This window comes from Pseudomonas salicis (assembly GCF_057128705.1).
Genome location: NZ_JBSKHU010000003.1, coordinates 33,423 through 48,298, shown reverse-complemented (window position 1 = coordinate 48,298; position 14,876 = coordinate 33,423). Strand labels below are relative to the sequence as shown.

The 14,876-nt window shown below is 60.0% G+C and carries 11 protein-coding genes; 3 read left to right on the top strand and 8 right to left on the bottom strand.

Going from position 1 to position 14,876, the window contains the following annotated elements; translation table 11 throughout:
* Positions 1-46: 46 nt before the first annotated feature.
* The 7 genes from ACWKWE_RS10920 to ACWKWE_RS10890 form a co-directional block, all read right to left on the bottom strand.
* Positions 47-2,521: an efflux RND transporter permease subunit gene (locus ACWKWE_RS10920; protein ID WP_483850516.1), complete on the bottom strand. Its 2,475-nt coding sequence runs from the start codon at positions 2,519-2,521 to the stop codon at positions 47-49.
* Positions 2,518-3,606: a WD40/YVTN/BNR-like repeat-containing protein gene (locus ACWKWE_RS10915; protein ID WP_483850515.1), complete on the bottom strand. Its 1,089-nt coding sequence runs from the start codon at positions 3,604-3,606 to the stop codon at positions 2,518-2,520. The genes ACWKWE_RS10920 and ACWKWE_RS10915 overlap by 4 nt, the downstream gene beginning before the upstream one ends.
* Positions 3,607-3,653: 47 nt before the next feature.
* Positions 3,654-5,006, bottom strand: coding sequence for a DUF1329 domain-containing protein (locus tag ACWKWE_RS10910; protein ID WP_166598194.1), 1,353 nt, complete (start codon positions 5,004-5,006; stop codon positions 3,654-3,656).
* A gap of 31 nt (positions 5,007-5,037) precedes the next feature.
* On the bottom strand, positions 5,038-6,666 hold the full coding sequence (locus tag ACWKWE_RS10905) for a DUF1302 domain-containing protein (RefSeq protein WP_483850514.1): 1,629 nt from the start codon (positions 6,664-6,666) through the stop codon (positions 5,038-5,040).
* A gap of 91 nt (positions 6,667-6,757) precedes the next feature.
* Positions 6,758-7,693 (bottom strand): 3,5-dioxohexanoate:acetyl-CoA acetone transferase, encoded by a 936-nt coding sequence (gene kce / locus ACWKWE_RS10900; protein ID WP_483850513.1) that lies wholly within the window; start codon positions 7,691-7,693, stop codon positions 6,758-6,760.
* A 3-nt stretch (positions 7,694-7,696) separates the two neighbouring features.
* The gene (locus ACWKWE_RS10895; protein WP_166598191.1) at positions 7,697-8,890 is read right to left on the bottom strand and encodes an alpha/beta hydrolase family protein; all 1,194 of its coding nucleotides are present in this window, start codon (positions 8,888-8,890) and stop codon (positions 7,697-7,699) included.
* 117 nt (positions 8,891-9,007) lie between these two features.
* The gene (locus ACWKWE_RS10890) at positions 9,008-10,141 is read right to left on the bottom strand and encodes an FAD-dependent monooxygenase (RefSeq protein WP_166598190.1); all 1,134 of its coding nucleotides are present in this window, start codon (positions 10,139-10,141) and stop codon (positions 9,008-9,010) included.
* Between the two features lie 483 nt (positions 10,142-10,624).
* Between ACWKWE_RS10890 and ACWKWE_RS10885 the strand changes: the two genes are divergently transcribed.
* The gene (locus tag ACWKWE_RS10885) at positions 10,625-11,611 is read left to right on the top strand and encodes a VOC family protein (RefSeq protein ID WP_483850512.1); all 987 of its coding nucleotides are present in this window, start codon (positions 10,625-10,627) and stop codon (positions 11,609-11,611) included.
* Positions 11,612-11,680: 69 nt separating this feature from the next.
* Here ACWKWE_RS10885 and ACWKWE_RS10880 read toward each other — a convergent pair whose 3' ends face one another.
* Entirely contained in the window at positions 11,681-12,604 is a 924-nt protein-coding gene (locus ACWKWE_RS10880) for a LysR family transcriptional regulator (protein WP_483850511.1), read from the bottom strand.
* 171 nt (positions 12,605-12,775) lie between these two features.
* Here ACWKWE_RS10880 and ACWKWE_RS10875 point away from each other — a divergent pair, with 171 nt between their 5' ends.
* Both ACWKWE_RS10875 and yghU read left to right on the top strand, forming a co-directional pair.
* Positions 12,776-13,795, top strand: coding sequence for an SMP-30/gluconolactonase/LRE family protein (locus tag ACWKWE_RS10875; protein WP_483850510.1), 1,020 nt, complete (start codon positions 12,776-12,778; stop codon positions 13,793-13,795).
* A 198-nt stretch (positions 13,796-13,993) separates the two neighbouring features.
* The gene (yghU, locus tag ACWKWE_RS10870; protein WP_483850509.1) at positions 13,994-14,863 is read left to right on the top strand and encodes a glutathione-dependent disulfide-bond oxidoreductase; all 870 of its coding nucleotides are present in this window, start codon (positions 13,994-13,996) and stop codon (positions 14,861-14,863) included.
* The last annotated feature ends 13 nt before the right edge of the window (positions 14,864-14,876 follow it).

Genomic DNA, 14,876 nt, shown 5'->3' with positions numbered 1-14,876 from the left:
TCGATTCCTCATCTCAGATCATCTTGTTATTGAACGAGCGGCGTCTTCACACCAACGCCTGTCGTTTTGCGGCAGCGGGGGGCGGCGCTATTCGGTCGTGCCGTCCGTTTTCAGCCTCCGGGGAGGCAGCTTTGTCTGGCGCATCAGGCAGCATGAAATGCGCGAGCGCGGGCAACAGAATCAGCGCGCCCAGCATGTTCAGCAGGAACATGAAGGCCAGCAGCACGCCCATGTCCGCCTGAAATTTGATTGGTGAAAAGATCCACAGAAAGACCGCGCAGGCCAGGGTCGCGCCGGTCAACATCACGACCTTTCCGGTGAACACCAGCGACTGGTAATAGGACGCCGACAGCGAATGGCCCTGACGTTTGTGCGCCACCAGCACGCTCATGACGTACAGCGCGTAATCGACCCCGATGCCCACGCCCAGCGCGATGACAGGCAGGGTCGCGACTTTGATGCCCATCCCGAGCATGACCATCAACGCTTCACACAGGATCGACGTCAGGACCAGCGGCACGATGGCGCACACCGTCGCGCGCCAGGAGCGGAACGTCGCCAGGCACAGCAAGGTGACGGCGGCGTACACCCACAACAGCATTTCGTGGTTGGCCTTCTCCACCACCTGATTGGTGGCGGCTTCGAACCCGGCGCTGCCCGCGGCCAACAGGAACTTGACCTCAGGCTCGTCGGCGGTCCGGGCATAGGCCTCGACCGTTTGCGTGACCGCCTTGAGCGTGTTGGCCTTGTGATCGCTCAGGTACACGAAGAGCGACAACAGGTTGCAGTCCTGATTGAACAGCGAACGCGGGGTGTTGGTGGCGATGGCGTTCAACATGCCCTGGTTATGGCTGAGGTCGTACCATTTGGGGTTGCCTTCGTTCATGCCCACCAGCGCCTGACGACTGACGCTGGACAGCGACGCCGTGGACTCGACGCCGGGCAGGTTGCGCAGTTGCCATTCCAGCGCGTCGACTTTTTTCAGCGTCGAATAGGCCGTGCATTGATTGGTCGGGGTTTTCACCATCACCACAAGGACGTCACTGGTGGACGCGTAATGCCGGGTGATGAAGTCGTTGTCCTGGTTGTACCGCGAGTCGGCACGCAATTCCGGTGCGCCTCGGTCGAGGTCGCCGATCTGCACGCCCCGCCCGATCACGAAACCGGCACCCGCCAGCGCAGCGGCAACGATGAGTGCCACGGTGGCCCAACGCCGCTGGGTGAAACGGTCGAGGAATTGCCACAGCGGATTGCGCGCCGCCGTGTCAGCTTCTGCCACGCTTTGTTCATAGCTTTTGCGCGCAGCCGACGGGCTCACGCCCACGAACGACAGAAACACCGGCAGCAGGATCAGGTTGGTGAAAATCAGCGTCGCGACGCCGATGCTCGCAACCATGGCCAGGTCCTGGATGATCTGGATCTGGATGATCGTCAGCACGCCGAACCCCACGGCGTCGCACAACAGCGCCGTCAGCCCGGTGAGAAACAACCGGCGGAACGTGAACCGCGCCGCCACCAACCGATGCGTACCCTTGCCGATGTCCTGCATGATGCCGTTCATCTTTTGCGCGCCGTGGCTGATGCCGATGGCGAACACCAGGAACGGCACCAGCACCGAATACGGGTCGAGCTGCAGCCCCACCAGCGGCAACATCCCCAACTGCCAGATGATCGCCACCAGCGAACAGGACAGCACCAGCGCCGTGCTTCTCAGGCAGCGGGTGTAGGCGTACAACACGCCACCCGTGATGATTACCGCGAGCAGGAAAAACAGCAGGATCTGCTCCAGCCCGTCGATCAGATCACCCACGACCTTGGCGAAGCCGATGATGTGAATGTCGACCTTGTCGGAGCGGTATTTGTCCCGGATCTGTTCAAGGCGCGCGGACAATTGCGCGTAATCGATCGGCAAGCCGGTCTGCGTATCGAGGGACAACAGCGGCACGTAAATGATGCTCGACTTGCCATCGAGCCCCACCAATCGACCGATCTCGCCTGAGTTATCGACGTTGTGGTGCAACGCTTCAAGGGTGGCTTTGGAGCCGTCGTAGTCGTCCGGCATCACCGGGCCGCCGTCCAGCCCCTCTTCGGTGATCGCCATCCAGCGCGTGGACGAGGTCCACAGCGATTTCATGAACGGCCGATCAACGCCTGGAATCAGGAACACCTCATCGCTGATCTGCTTCAGCGTCTCCAGATACGCCGGTTCGTAGATGTCGCCGCCAAGGTTTTCCACCGCAATGCGCAGTGCGTTGCCCTGCCCCGCCAGTTCGTCCTTGTTGTCGGCGTAGTGAATCAGGTACGGGTGCTGGGTCGGTACGGTCTTTTCGAAACTGGCGTTCAGTTGCAGATGGCGCAATTGCCACCCGAGAAAAAACGTCGCGAGCACGCACAGCAGGATCACGATGAAACGGTGATTGAAAATCAGGCGCTCGGTGAACGAACCCGAGCGGGGATCGAACTGATCCAGCGTCATGGGCTGCTGACTGTCGGCGGCACCGGTCATGTCTTTAGGGTTCATTGGTGGGCTTCCAGTACGGCGTTGTCAGAGACAGCCTTCAAAGCGTGGGTCACGCCTCCCGGGCCGACCACAGTCGTGGCCCCTGTGGGCGAGGCGATGAAATCGGACAGCGGCACGCCCCTCGAACGGGCGAGCGGTATCAACGCAGCGTCCTTCGCGGTGTGAAACAGCGCACCGTTGGCGTTGGCGAATATCACGCTGTCATCAGGACCGGGTCGACTGGCGACCCAGCTCTGCTTAGGCCCACCCGTCAGTGGCTGCCAGGTGGCGCCCTGATCCGAAGAGCGCAAGGCAACCCCTTCGAGTCCCCCTGCGTAGATCCCACCCTGGGCGTCTTCGGTCAGGGTGAAAAAACTGGCGGAGGCGCCGGAGTCCAGTCTTGCAAAGTGCTCGCCCTGATCCGTGGAGCGCGCCAGGAAACCTTGCTCCCCGGCCAGGTAAAGGCTCCCTTGAACGTTGGCAAGGGCGTACAGATGCAGGTTACGAGGGTTGTCGACATGCCCCAGCACGGCGGCCCACGTACGGCCACCGTCCTGTGTGCGGAGAACCACTCCGTAGGCGCCCACCGCCAGACCGTGCTGCGAATCGGTGAACTGAATGGAGAACAACGGCTCGCTGGAACCCGTCTCGATCATGCGCTCGGCATTGCGCTCCAGACCGTCGATCAAGGGCTGCGCCTGCGCCGAAACGGGGGACGCCTTGAGGTGCCGGACTTCGGCCAGCGCCAATTGCGCGGCCGCCACGCCTCGCAGCACCGGTGCCCAATGCTCGCCGCCGTCGTCGCTGCGCAACAACGTGCCTTCATGGCCAACGACCCAAATGTGTTGCGGGTCCAGGGCCGTCAGGCCGGTCAGCGTGACGTCATTGCCGCTGTCGACCTGTCGCCAGTTGGCGCCGTCGTCGTCGGACAGCAGGATGACGCCCCGCTCCCCCACCGCGATCAGGCGTTCGCCCGCGCGCTCGATGGCGGTCAGGTAATGGGGCTTGGCGGCGCTGTCTTGAGCGGCGGCGTGGACGAGGTTTCCCGCCACGGGCAACACGCTCACCAGCCCGAGAAACAGGCAACCGAAAATGCGATGGTACATGTCAGATACTCCAGTCATTCGCGCCGCTTGCGCGGCGCGGATGGACCTCAGCGAACGCCTTCACTGGACAGCGAGTCCGCCGTGAAAAACGAGTTGGGCCAGGGAGCATGAACCGTCATCTGGTCCTGATAACCGTTCTGGATGTTGTTGGCGAACCAGCCGCCGCTCAGCAAGTCGTAGACGCCGAAACTGCTGTTGATGGTGCCCGGCAAATCCGGAAGGACGACGTTCTGCATGTAGCCGGTTTTCCACAGTTTGCCGTTGGCGTCCCAGCTGTCGGCGAGCATGGCCTGCCAAGTGTCTTCGTCGAGGTAGAAGCGACGTTTGGGCATCACGTGGCGCATGCCGGGCGCGAGTTCCGCTTCCACGATCCAGGCGCGGTGCAGTTCCCAGCGCACGTGATCCGGGTTGAGGAAATGCTCGCCCAGCACGTCAGCGTCCTTGGCCGGTTGCAGGGCCTTGTTATTGTTGTACGGCACGAAGACTTCCTGCTTGCCGACCAGCTTCCACTTGTAGCGGTCCATCGGGCCTTCAAACATGTACACCTCGTCGAAGTTCATCTGCCCGGAGGTGACGAACGACGGCGTGTCGTAGGCGGCATTGGGCAGCTTGCGGGTGCGGCGCTGGCCGGTGAGGTACTGCCAGGTCGGACGGCCCTGGGCGATCTGGTCCAGCGGGTCGATGGCGAGAATCGATTGACCGGCCTGCAACGGCGGCGCAGTCGGCACCAGTTTCAGTTGACGATAAATACCGTTGAAGCTGTCCCGGCCATCTTTCTGGTAGTACGGAAACTGGTAGTAGGCATTGTTCGTCGAGGTCAGCACGGTACGACCCGAGGTCGTGCCGTTGTAGGCGCTGAACTCGAACGTGAGGCTTTCGCCCTGCCAGCGCAGCATGTGGTTCCACATGGCTTCGTTGCCGTTTTTCGGGATCGGAAACGGCGTGCCGCCATAAGCCCCTTCCACCGCAAAACCGTCTTTGACCAACTTGGCCTCGGTGGCATTGCGCAGGGTGTTTTCATAGACCCATTTCGGCGCAGCGGCGGTGCGGTGAGTCGGGTATACGTCGATGCGATAGTCCGGGTACTTGGCAAGCATCGCCAACTGGCCTTCGGTCAGGTTCGCCTTGTAGTCCGCCGCGTTTTTGCCGGTGATGCTGAACAGCGGTTTTTCCCCCGCGAACGGGTCGCCTCGCTTGCCGCCGGATTTGTAATTCGGATCGACCGTGGTGTACCCGCCGGTCCACGCCGGGATCTTGCCGTCCGCACTCGCGGCGCGCTCTCCGCCCAGCGGCGTCAGCGTCGTATTCAACTGAGCGGCTTCCTGAGGGCTGACGGCGGCGTGGGCCAGGCCGACACTTGAACACAACACGCCAATGGCAAAGGCTGAACACAGTTTCATGGAAAAATCCTCGGTTCTTATCATTCTGGATTTAGAACGCCCGCTGAATGGAGAACGAAATGAAGTCCCGGTCCCCGTAGGCATTGTCGGCACTGTTGGAGCTGCCGTAGTAATGGGTGAAGTTGAGCAGGCCGTTCCAGACGCCGTCGTAGACGCCGCGCAGGCCGATGCTCATGTCGCCGCCACCATCGGCGTTGTAGTTGTTGAAGGCCGCGTCGGTCGGGGATTTGCCGTGGGTGTAGCCCATGCCGACAGGCACGAACAGATCCAGCCCCGGTGCCGCCTGGTAATAGCTGGGCTCCAAAACGAAGCGCACGCCGGTGGCACTGTCGGTGAAGTCCTTGGCATCGAACTGTTCACGGTTTTTGGTCACGGCCAGCAACCGGTGCCACGCCACTTCACCGATCAGGCTGGCGGACTCCCACAGGGGCGTGCGCGGCACCAGGTAGATGGTCGACAACTGGGCATGGGCGGTTCGACCCAGTGCATGTCGGTCGCGGCTGTCATCGTCAACGTCGACGAACACCGGCCCCAACTTGCGCAGCGGCATGTCGTAGCGCGTCGACATTTCACCGGCGAAGTTCGCCTCACCGACGCTGGTGCTGAAACTGGCACCGAGCATTTTCACGCCTTCGGAATACACCTCGGCGAACTCACCCACCTGGCCAGGGTTGGCCCCGAAATTCTTGCCTTGATAGGCATAGATTTGCGGAAGACGGTTATTGAAGCGCAAGGCGAACAGGCTGTACTCCGTTGCGCCTTGACCGGGGTTGAAGTTCAGCGCGACGCCAAACTGGCCGGACTTGCTGGCGTCGCGACTTTTGCCGCGATAGAGCGAGATGTTACCGTCCGCGTCGCCGATCACCGGGTTTTGCCCCACGATGATCCGCTTGTTGCCGTCGCCGACGATGTCGGCGGTACTGAAGAAACTGCCCGAGGGCGCCAGGCGGGTGCGCTCCCAATCCAGTTGGTAAAACGCCGCCATGCTCATGCTGTCGTTGAACTGGAATTGCATCGACAGCTGGTTGACCGGCATGAACAGCTCAGCGGCCCGAGTGTTGGGCACCGACAACGCTTTGGACACATCGATAGGCGCCTGGCCGTAGGCGATGCCGTTGGTGGGGAACAGCAGGCTCTGCCCCCACAACAACGTGTGCTTGCCCAATCGGAACGAGGTGTTATGTCCGCCGATATCGGTGCTGCCGTAGACAAACGCGTCGAGCAGCTCGGCCTTGCGACCCGCGAGCTTTTCGGTCTCGTCGTCAAACCCGTCGTTTCTGCCCAGGTGGTTGACGGTATTGGATGAGTTGTCGTTGCGCCCGTTGTAAACGCTGTCGTACCAGGCGGCGCCCGTCGTGCGAAATCCGAAGCCCTGATAGCTCATCCCCAACTCGGTGAACAGGTCGACTCGGTTGGAGGTGATGCCCTTGTCGAAGTTGCGGTCGCCATCATCGGCGTTGGCATCGGACGTCAATGAGCGATCCTGGCCGTGCAGCCGGTACGCCGTGCTGTACTTGAGGGTGTTGTCCCAATAGCCTTTGACGCCCGTGTCTTCGAACTTGAATTCAAACCCAGAGGCAAACGGGGCCATGATGGAGAACGTGCCGAACAGCAACGTCATCTGGGTCGGACGGGCAAGACGCTTATAAATGAGGTGCATGGCAGATACCGTTTTTATTTTAGTTGTCTGAACTACGTCGTGGTGCACTACAGGCTTTCAATGCCGTTTCAAACGCTCCGGTTCGTGAGCGTCAGAAATTCACGTGGCTGGCGCCCTTAAGGGCGAGCAACTGCCGGGCCTCTTCCGGCGTGGCAACATCGAGGGCCAGGCCTTCGATGATCTTGCGCACCCGGCGCACCTGGTCCGCGTTTTCCCGGGCCAATTGGCCCTGCTGGTCCCACAGCGAATCTTCGAGACCGACCCGGACGTTCCCGCCGTTGGCCGCCGAAATGGCAGCGGTGGGCATCTGTGCACGACCGGCCCCCAGCACCGACCACACGAAGTCGTCACCGAACAGCCGATCCGCCGTGCGCTTCATGTGCGCCACATCGTCTGGATGCGGGCCGATGCCGCCGAGAATCCCGAACACCGTCTGCACGAACAGCGGCGGGGTCACCAGCTTGCGGTCCAGGAAGTGCGCCAGGTTGTAGAGATGGGACGTGTCGTAGCACTCGAATTCGAAGCGCGTGCCTTGGTCCGAACAGGCACGCAGGATGTTTTCGATGTCCTTGAAGGTGTTGCGGAACACCGTGTCCCGCGTGCTTTCCAGGTACTTCGCTTCCCAGTCGTGCTGGAAATCCTTGTAGCGGTTCAGCATCGGAAACAGCGCGAAGTTCATGGAGCCCATGTTCAGCGACGCCAGCTCCGGCGCCAGCTGCAACGCGGGTTGCAGACGTTCGTCGACACCCATGGTCGGCGCGCCGCCGGTAGTGATGTTGATGATGCCGTCGCACTGCGCCTTGATCGTGCCGACGAATTCGCGGAACAGCGCCGGGTCTTGACTCGGGCGCCCGGTCAACGGATCGCGGGCATGCAAGTGCACGATGGACGCGCCCGCCTGCACGGCACCGATCGCCGCGTCGGAAATCTGCTGCGCCGTCACCGGCAAATGCGGCGACATGCTCGGGGTGTGGACGCCGCCGGTCACGGCGCAGGTGATGACCACTTTGCCTTTGATGTTTTTCATGGGTTACCCGACCTTCGCTTGAAGCGCTGGCGTGCGCTGAGCCGTCAGGTCGTTGAACACGTCCCTGACCCAGTCCACGAGGTAGTCCCGGGCGTTGGACATGTTGTCCGCACCGCAATGCTCTACCCCGCCTTCGCGCTCGGTGAAAATCTTCAGTTCGCGCCGTGGGCTGTTGACCGCTTGCTCGTAGGACTGGTGGGCGTACTTCACGTTGATCTGGCGGTCGTTGCTGCCGTGCAACACCAGGAACGGCACGGTGATCTTGTCCACCACGCCATTGAGGGTCACCCGAGGGGCCATGGCCATGAACGCGTCCATGCTGTTTTCGCCCCAGACCCATTGCACGTGTTCCCAGTAATGAGGCACCGGGTTCGCGCCTTCACGGGCCTGACGCTGTTTCTGGACTTCGCCCCAGTTGTGATTGGCGCCCCAGGCGACGCACAATTTGAAGCGTTTTTCGAAGGCTGCCGCACGGGGGGCGTAGTAGCCGCCGAGGGACCAGGCCGAGATGCCGATCAGGGCTGGATCGATGTCGCTGCGGGTTTCGAGATAATCGACGACTGCGCCGGCCCACAGCTCACTTTCAATGACAGCGGTGTGGCCGTGCAGGCGAATGGCGCCCCCTGCTCCCGGTTGGTCCACGATGATGCTGGAGATGCCGCGACGAGCCAGCTGCTGGGCGAGCCCCGAGCCGTAAATCATCTCTTTGAAACTGTCGAGGCCGTTGAACAGCGCCATCACCGGCGCAGGCTTGCCGTTCACACCTTCCGCTTTCACGAACAGCGCGGGCAAATAACTGCCGTTATAGGGCACTTCGATGATTTCGCAGTTTTCCTGGCTCAAGTGCACGAACTTTTCAAAACACTCAATGCTCTTTTTGTACGCGGTCTCACGCTGCGGGAATTCCTGCGACAACATGCGTTCAGCAGTGAGGTAATAGTTGGAGGCGCGACCGTATTTAGTGCCCGCGCTCAACAAGTGCCCCGCCGCCACGTCTTCCTGTGCCAACTCGATCAACGTGTTGGCGCGAGCGCTCCAGGCTTCGTAAAACGCCAGGCTGCCCTCGTCATCGCCCCGTTTCGACACGTCGATGAGCGACTGACAAATAGCGTGCACTTCACCGAAATGGCCACCGGTGTTCAATGAAATATTGGTCGCCAGGTTCCATACATAGTTCGTTGGAAAGTATTCAAGCATGTCGACAACTCCAGCCAATCTGAATAGTGGGCACGGTCATGGACGCGCACAGGTCCGCGCGCCGCGATCAATACGCGACACGGGAAGTGCAACGATCACAGTGCCCCTGATGCGAACTTAAAACGGGCGCGCGAGGTCTCTCAGCGCTTCGCCGAACACTTGGCCTGCGTCATGGGTAGGCGCCTGACCGGCCCATTGCTGAAGTTCGGCTTCGATCAATTTTCCGCACGCGTCGGTGACGTTGCGGCAGCGAGGCTGACGCCGGACGTCGTAAGCGCTCAGGGCGCTTTCAAGGCCCTGATGTTCGTCGAGCAGGTCGCCCAATAACACCGCATCTTCCAGCGCCATCGCGGCGCCTGCTGCCAGGTGCGGGCTGGAAGCGTGGGCCGCGTCACCCAACAACACGACGCGACCACGGTGCCAGGAGCCTTCGACGAACAGCTCTTCGATGGGCTTGTAGACGACCTGGGCCGGATCGGTCACACGCTGGGCCAGCTCAGCGATCAGGCCGGAATAATCCTGCAAGTGTTCGCCCAACAGGGTGTGCAGTTGATCCAGCGGCTTGCGCGGATTGCCCGGCTCGGCGGTGACCAGGAACAGGTACATCAACTCTTCGCTGAGAGGGACCAGCCCGACCTTGTTGCGATGACCGTAATAAATCCCGCCCCAGCGCATGTCCTTCGGACGCTCGGTGATGAAGCGCCACACCGCCTGCCCGACGAACTTGAGCTCGGTGCGACCGAACATCAGATCGCGAACTTTCGAGTAGACGCCATCGGCGCCGACCACCAAGTCATAGTGGGCTTGGCGCCCATCGGTGAAGGTCACGTGGGCGGATTCGGTCGTTTGCGTGATCGCCTCCACGGAAGTTCCCAACTCGACGCGGACACCGTGCTCGATGGCCGTCTGCGACAGCATGTCGTGGAGGATGGGCCGGGTGATCCCGTTGTTCGGCGGACAGTCGGCGCCTTCAGCGCGGGGTGTCGGCACGGAGTGGAGCAACTCACCTTCTTGCGTGAAGAGCTGCCAGCCTTCGAACGGCCATCCGTTGTCGATGCAGCGCTGGGCCAGGCCGATTTTCGACAACGCACGCAGGGCATTGGACGGCTGGATGATCCCCACGCCGTAAACGGTCCACTCGGTCTTGATCTCGACCAGGTCCACTTCGATGCCTTTTTGGCGCATCGCGATGGCCGCTGCGAGACCACCGATTCCACCGCCCACGATCAGAACTTTATTAACGCATCCCATGACTGAATCCTTTTAATCGGCAACAACAGGCTGAAGAGTCACTGACAGCCAGTGAAGGTCGATTTCAGGGGGCATTTCAGAAACTGAGGGCAACGAATCAGGGTGTAGAAACATGAGGTCTGGCTCCGACGTCAGGATAAGCCGGTGATGATTGGCCCATCGGTTTTTTGTATTTGTGAGCCCAATCTATCGGGCTGCCCGGCCCCTGATAAATGGCTTGTATAAATGCTTCGTATTGACCCCGTGAATGTTTCTTCACGCTTCTCGCCAGTCTCGTGGATGCGTCATCAATGGCCGCCGCTTCAACAGCTATTTGCCGGGTGAATGGCAGGTATTTATCCAATCCACTCCTCATCGTTTAGCCCTGAGCGTAGGTTCGTCCGCCAAGCGCGAATGCCGGGCAAGTACCCGTTTCCGTGAACGTTCAGGTTCAACGTCCGGCCGCCCCGAACACAATAAAAACGACACTCAGAGGGTGATTCAATGGCAATTATCGGAATAGAAAGTCTGGTCTATGGCGTCGAGGATTTGAGCGAATCAACCCGCTTCTTTGAAGACTTCGGCCTGCCGCTCATTCATCAGGACACCGACTCCAGCCTCTTCCGGCTGGAGGAAGGCTCCCATGTGGTCCTTCGACTGCTGGGCGACCCGTCGCTGCCCGCGTCCAGTGTGATTGGCAGCGGCGTGCTCGAAACCATTTGGGGCGTGGACTCGCGGGCGTCGCTGGAGACGTTGGCGCAGCAGTTGGGGCGTGACCGGGACCTCAGGTTCGATGCAGACGGCACTGTGCATTTCCAGACCGATTGCGGGTTGGCGATGGCGCTTCGGGTCTACTCCCGGAAAACCGTACTGACGGCCCCCGATGCGCTGAACTCGCCCGGTCGGATCAATCGGCTCAATCAGCACCGCAAGTGGCGTCTGCGGGCACGCCCCAAGGTGATCCAGCACGTGGTGTTCGCGGTTCAAGACTACGAAAAGACATTCGCCTTCATGAAGGAACGGCTGGGGTTCAGGCTGTCGGACCACCAACGCACCTTCGGCATTTATGCCCGCGCGGACGGGGCCAACAACCACCACAACATCTTCTTCCTGAACGCCAATCTGCCCTTCGGTGGCAATGTCGGGGAAGTGCGTTTTCATCACGCCAACTTCGGCGTCGAGGACATTGACGAACTGATGGTCGGCGCCAATTACATGGAACGTAAGGGCTGGGAAAAATCCCATTTCGGGTTGGGTCGTCACCGCATCGATTCCGGGCTGTTTTATTACGTGCCCTGCCCGGCCGGTGGAGAAGCCGAATATGGCGCGGACGCCGATTACGTCGACGATAACTGGATACCCCGCGACTGGGAGGAACCGACGTTCGGCTTCGCGCATTATGTACACAACATCCCACCGTTCCTGAAAGAAGAACCGGGCTGGGTCGTCAAATACCTGGAAGGCAGCGTGCCCACCGTCAAGAGCAAGTAACTGACGGCGTTTGAATCGCCCGTCTTGCATAAATTGCAAGACGGGCGCCTATGAATCGGTATCGCTGAGTTATTGTTTGACGCCACTGTTCATTTGCGCGGCGACGCGATGCAACAAATCGCGAAACCACAGGGAGACCTGATCGGAGCCAAAGGATTTGTGGTATTGAATGTACTCTTTGAAGATGGGCATCTCGACTGGAAGTTCGTATATCGCGATGGGAAATGTCGACTGATACAACTTCGCCAACTCATGATGCACCGTGGCAATACGGTTCGTGCCCACGACCAGACTGGGCAATAAGCTGAAGTACGGACAAATCACTTCTATTCGTCTGACCTTTCCATACTTGGCGAGGAACCAGTCTTCGAACAACGCCGTACGCCCCTCTTCGATTTGCGTCACCACGTGACCCAGCTTTTGATAATCCTCGAACTTCACGCCTGCTTTGATGGCAGCGTTCTGGTCCCACGCCACGCAACAAAAACGGTCCTGGAACAGAAACTCGGTGGGATGGGCGGGATGGGTAAAGTTCTCCGGGGCAATGACGAAATCCACTTCGCCCCGGTCGAGGCGGTCCAGATAGGAGCCGTTCAGGATCGACATGCGAATCCTGACATTCGGGGCTTCCAACGCCACAGCCCGCACCACGGCCGGCATGAACACGCTGCTGACGTAGTCGGACACAATGATCGACACCTCGGCATCGACCTCTGAAATATCGAACGTTTCCCGGATCTGCGTGACTTTTTGAATGCTGATTAGAATGGACTTTACTTCCGGTGCCAGGCGTTCACCGAGTGATGTAATGACCATTTTTCTGCCCGTAGGCACCAACAGTTCGTCTTGAAAATACTCTCTGAGTCGGGTCAGCGAATTGCTCATGGCGGACTGGCTCAGATAAATCCGCTCTGCCGCTTTCGATACGCTTTTTTCCCGCAACAAGGCGTCGAGCGCGACCAACTGGTTTAAGTCCAAACGGTTAAACCTCATCGCCCCTCTCCTCTGTTCTTATATTTATACGGTCCACGCGTGGTATTGATCTAATCCATTCCTCAATACACGGTCGGAAGCCTACCCTTCCCATTGGGATTTTTCAATCCTGGCGGTCGGTTACCGACAACTTTCATCACTCACAATGATAATAAACAGGGGTATTGTTCGATGCCTGGCAATCCAATAGATGCTTTTATCGTCACCACTGACGATCTTCATTACATCGGTAATAACTTACAGCGCCCGGAATGCATTCTGGCCGAGCGCGACGGTTCTTTATGGACAGCGGACGCCCGGGGTGGCGTGGTGCACATTCAGCCCGACGGCAGCCAGCAGTTGATTCTTCCCAAACAAACGACGGGCGCCACGGTGTCGAACCCTTCCGAAGAGGCCTCTCGACTGACCACCGGCAGTTTGCCCAACGGCCTGGCGTTCGCCCGTAACGGCGACATCATCATTTCCAACTTCGGCACCGACCGTCTGGAGCTGATGAGCCGACAGGGCGACTTCAGCGTCATGGCCGACACGATCGATGGCCTGCCCATCGGCAAAGTCAATTTCGTGCTGCGGGACAGCAAGGACCGCATCTGGATGACGATTTCCACCCGTACGGTGAACTGGATGACGGCCATGAGCCCCAACATCTCAGACGGCTACATTGCGCTGTACCAGCACGGCGTGCTGCGGGTCGTGGCCGAAGGGTTTCACTTCACCAACGAAATCAGGCTCGATGCCAACGAGGAATGGCTGTACGTCGCCGAAACCTGTGGCATGCGCGTGACCCGATTGCGTGTGCTCGAAGACGGGTCGCTGGTGGATCGCGAAGTGTTCGGCCCCTCGAATCACAACGGCTTCATCGACGGCATCACCTTCGACGCCTTCGGCAACCTGTGGGGAACGCACATCATGCTGGACCGGGTGTTCGCGATCACGCCCCAGGGTGACATGAAGATCATCCTCGACGACGACAACGGCAGTGCCGAAGGCAAGGCCCTGCTCGCCGCGTTCGCAGAAGACAAGGCCACCGCAGACTTGATGTTGGCGTGCGGCGGCACCATCGCGCCCTGGTTCACCAGCATCACCTTTGGCGGCGCCGACCTGTCCACCGTGTACATCGGCACCCTGCGGGGCGACCGCATTCCGTATTTCAAATCCCCGGTGGCGGGCCTGCCGATGGTTCACTGGTAGTCGCCTGCCCTCTCAAGCCCGGCCAATCCCGTCGTAACGACGGGATTGTTCAGTCCCCTGAACACTCATTTCGTCCTCTGCCCGTATATGGGTTTTTCCCGACTCGATAGAGTTTCCTCATGCCGTTCAGCCCTGTTGAACGGCCCTCGCTTTCCCTTTTTCATACCGCCCATCTTTCGGGATGTCACGGAGTGAGCCATGACCGATAACGCGCAAGACAATCAACCCGCCGGGTACCTGCCTGACGCCGTGTGGCAGCCGAAAACGGTGTACGGCGGCCAATTCGCAAGCATCAACCGCCCCGACTCGGGCGCACGCTTCGAACAGGCGCTGCCGGTGGGCAAGCACCCGCTTCAGCTGTATTCCCAGGGCACGCCCAACGGCCAGAAAGTGACGATTCTGCTGGAAGAATTGCTCGCCCTCGGACACGAAGGCGCCGAGTACGACGCGTGGCTGATCGATATTTTCAAGGGCGACCAGTTCGGCAGTGGTTTCGTCGGCATCAACCCCAATTCGAAAATTCCGGCATTGGTGGATCACTCGATGAACCCTGCCCTGCCGGTCTTCGAAAGCGGCTCCATCATGGTGTACCTCGCAGAACGCTTCGGCGCCTTTCTCCCGAGCGAGCCACGTGCACGTTCCGAGACCTTCAACTGGCTGATGTGGCAGATGGGCACGGCGCCATTCGTGGGCGGTGGACTGGGCCATTTCTATGCCTATGCACCGATCAAAATCGAATACGCCATCGACCGCTACGCCATGGAAACCAAACGCCAGCTGCATGTACTGGACACCCACCTGGCCTCCCACGAATACCTGGCAGGCGATCAATACACCATTGCCGACATGGCCGTGTGGCCCTGGCATCCGGGCAGTCTGTTCGGGGTCTACGGCACCCACGCGTTTCTCGCGGTCGAGGAGTACACCCACCTGATGCGCTGGTATCACGCCATCGCCGCACGCCCCGCCGTGGCCCGAGGCCGCATCGTCAATCGCACCTCCGGCGCACCGGGAACGTCCCTGCGTGAGCGTCACGATGCTGCGGATTTCATACCGTTTTTCAAGTAACGAACCTGTCGTT